The 2908-nt window shown below is 71.8% G+C and carries 3 protein-coding genes; 1 reads left to right on the forward strand and 2 read right to left on the reverse strand.

Annotated elements, in window-relative coordinates:
• Positions 1–172: 172 nt before the first annotated feature.
• Together ABZ260_RS49375 and ABZ260_RS49380 are read right to left on the reverse strand one after the other, a co-directional pair.
• Positions 173–1342 (reverse strand): MFS transporter, encoded by a 1170-nt coding sequence (locus ABZ260_RS49375; protein ID WP_355632436.1) that lies wholly within the window; start codon positions 1340–1342, stop codon positions 173–175.
• 96 nt (positions 1343–1438) lie between these two features.
• Positions 1439–2197 (reverse strand): DeoR/GlpR family DNA-binding transcription regulator, encoded by a 759-nt coding sequence (locus ABZ260_RS49380; protein WP_355632439.1) that lies wholly within the window; start codon positions 2195–2197, stop codon positions 1439–1441.
• 57 nt (positions 2198–2254) lie between these two features.
• Here ABZ260_RS49380 and ABZ260_RS49385 point away from each other — a divergent pair.
• Positions 2255–2908 (forward strand): WYL domain-containing protein (locus tag ABZ260_RS49385; protein WP_355632441.1); only part of this gene is annotated, 654 nt, incomplete at its 3' end.

A 2908-nucleotide genomic window follows, 5' to 3' on the forward strand; every position in this document is an offset into this window, starting at 1 on the left:
TGGTGCCGATCGATGCCAGCAACCGCAGGAAGGTGCGCGTCCTGGTCGATCCCAGCGACACCATGACCGAGTGGAGACGGCTTTGCCGTACCTCGCTCGGCCGGTCAGCGGCACCGTCCATCGGTGGCCTGGTGCGTCCGGGTGGCACCCCGGCCCTGCTCGATATTTTGATCTACTTTGTAAAGGGCGTGGTTCTGAGCGCCCCCGCGGCAAGGGCCACAAAAAAGGCCAGCAGGGCGGGGATCGCCAGCGCGCGGGGCAGGTCCATCAGCTCGGCGGCACCTCCGATCAGCACGGGGCCGGTGAGAAATCCCACGTAGCCCAGGCTCGACACCCGGGCCAGCGCCTGTCCGGCGCGAGCCGGGTCGCGGCGACCGGCCGCGGAGAAGACCTGGGGAACGATGCAGGACAGGCCTGCCCCGAAGCAGCCGAAACCGATCACTGCGGCGACCTGATGGTCGGCCAGCAGGGCCACCCCGAGTCCGGAGGCGGCCAGCGCACCGCACGCGCGCACCAGGTTCACCGGCCCCAGCCAGGCGGCCAGCCTGTCGCCGGCGAATCGGCCGGCGGTCATCATGACCGAGAAGGCGGCGTAGGCGGCCGCGGCGAACCCGTCGGAACTACCAAGGCTCTCGCTCAGGTAGACGGAACTCCAGTCGGCCGCGGCTCCTTCTCCGATCATGCAGCAGAAGGCCAGGACACCCAGCAGCATCACCCTTCCACCCTTGCCGGACGCCGGTTCCGTTCCCGAGGGGGCGGCCTGTGCGGTCGGGGGGAGCGCCCAGCGGGCCGCCCAGAGCGCGAGCGCGGCGATCACCACGGCGGCCGCGGCGAACGTGGCTCCCGGGCTGAACGAAGCCTGGGCGAGCAGTCCTCCGGTGGTGGCACCGAGGAACCCGCCGATGCTGAACACCGCGTGGAAGGACGACATGATCGGCCGGCCCATGGCCTGCTCGACCTCGACGGCGCCTGCGTTCATCGCGACGTCCAGGGTGCCGTGCACCGCGCCGAAGACGAACAGCGCGACGGCCAGGCCGGCCAGGTTCGGCATGTAGGCGGGCAGGACCAGCACCACGCTCTGGGCGAAGGCCATCGGCAGCATCACCTTGGCGCTGCCGTAGCGGTCGACCAGGCGGCCGACCACCTGCATGCCGGCGATCGCCCCGGCGGCGATGCCGAGCAGCGCGATGCTGAGCTCGCCCTCGCTCAGCTCCAGCCCCTGCTTGATCGATGGGATACGCGCCGTCCAGGTGCCGATGGCCATGCCGGAGAGCAGGAAGAGCAGGTAGATCGCCACCCGGCCGCGCAGCAGCGCGGCCCGGTCGAAGGGGATGACGTGCATGGGGGAGGGCTCCAGTCAAGTGGTGCGGATCAGAGCAGACGGTTCGGGCCGCGGACTTTGGGGCGGGCCGTGGAGCAGGGGCTCCGGCCGGTCGGGTCAGACGGCGCGGACGGCGACGCCTGCCGCGATCATGGCGTCGTGCTCGGCGGGGGGAAGCGCGGTGTCGGTGACGACCATGTCGAGGCGGTCCAGCGGGCAGACCGCGCCGAACGCGGTGCGGGTGAACTTGCCGGAGTCGGTGGCCGCGACCACGCGCCGGGCGGAGGCGATCGCGGCCTGCTTGACGGCGACGTCGGACAGGTCGTGGGCGGTGAGGCCATGTTCGGCGGACAGGCCGCAGCAGCCGATGACCGCGGTGTCGAAGCGCAGGGAGCGGATGGCGCTCTCGGTCAACGGGCCGGTGAAGCTCAGCTCACCGGGGCGGACCTCCCCGCCGGGCAGCACCAGGCGGATCCGGGGGGCGGTGCTGAGCTCGGCGGTGACCTGCAGGCAGAGCGGCAGGACCGTCAGGCGGCGGTCACGGATCGCGCGGGCGATCTCCAGGGAAGTGGTGCCGCTGTCGAGCAGCACGGCCTCGCCGTCGGCGAGCAGGGCCGCGACCTCGCTCGCGATCCGCCGCTTGGCCTCCACCGCCTCGCGTTCGCGGACCATGAAGGGCGGTTCCTCCCCGCGCAGCAGCAGGCTCACCGCGCCGCCGCGGACCCGCCTGACCACGCCCTGCTGGGCGAGCTCGTCGAGGTCGCGGCGGATGGTCATCTCCGAGACCGCGTGCTCGACCGCCAGCTCCGCGACGGAGACGGCGTCGCTGGCGCGCAGCGCCGACATGATCGCGCGAATGCGATTGTTACCTTCCATGTGTTCATTTGAACATAGAGTGTGTGAGGTTGGCAAACGTGCGGAACAATGGCCGCCATGCGCGCGAGTCGTCTGCTCTCCCTCCTGCTGCTCCTGCAGACGCGGGGGCAGCTGACGGCCACCGAGCTGGCCAGGGAGCTGGAGGTCTCCGTCCGCACGGTCTACCGCGATGTCGAGGCGCTGTCGTCGGCCGGGGTGCCGGTCTACGCCGACCGCGGGCCCGCCGGTGGATATCGCCTGCTGGACGGCTACCGCACCCGCCTCAACGGCCTGACCGCCGAGGAGGCCTCCTCGCTGTTCCTGGCGGCGTTGCCCGGCCCCGCCGCCGAACTGGGACTGGCCGAGGTCGCGGCGAACGCCGAGCTGAAGATGCTCGCCGCGCTGCCCCCCGAGCCGCGCTTCCACGCCGCCAGGATGCGCGAGCGCTTCCACCTGGACGTGCCCGGCTGGTATCGCGACGCCGACGCGGCTCCCTTCCTGGGAGAGGTCGCCGAGGCGGTGTGGGAGCAGCGCCCGCTGCGCATGACCTACCGCCGCTGGGGGCCCCGCGACGTCGAACGCCTGGCACACCCGTACGGCCTGGTCCTCAAGGGCGGGTCGTGGTACATGGTGGCCGCCGCCGGTGAGGGGGAGCCGCGCACCTACAAGGTGGCGCGGATCGTGAGCGCCGAGCTCCTGGCGGGGCGTTTCGAGCGCCCCGCCGACTTCGAT

Origin of the sequence: Streptosporangium sp. NPDC006013, from assembly GCF_040614275.1 — a bacterium.
Taxonomy (GTDB): Bacteria; Actinomycetota; Actinomycetes; order Streptosporangiales; family Streptosporangiaceae; genus Streptosporangium.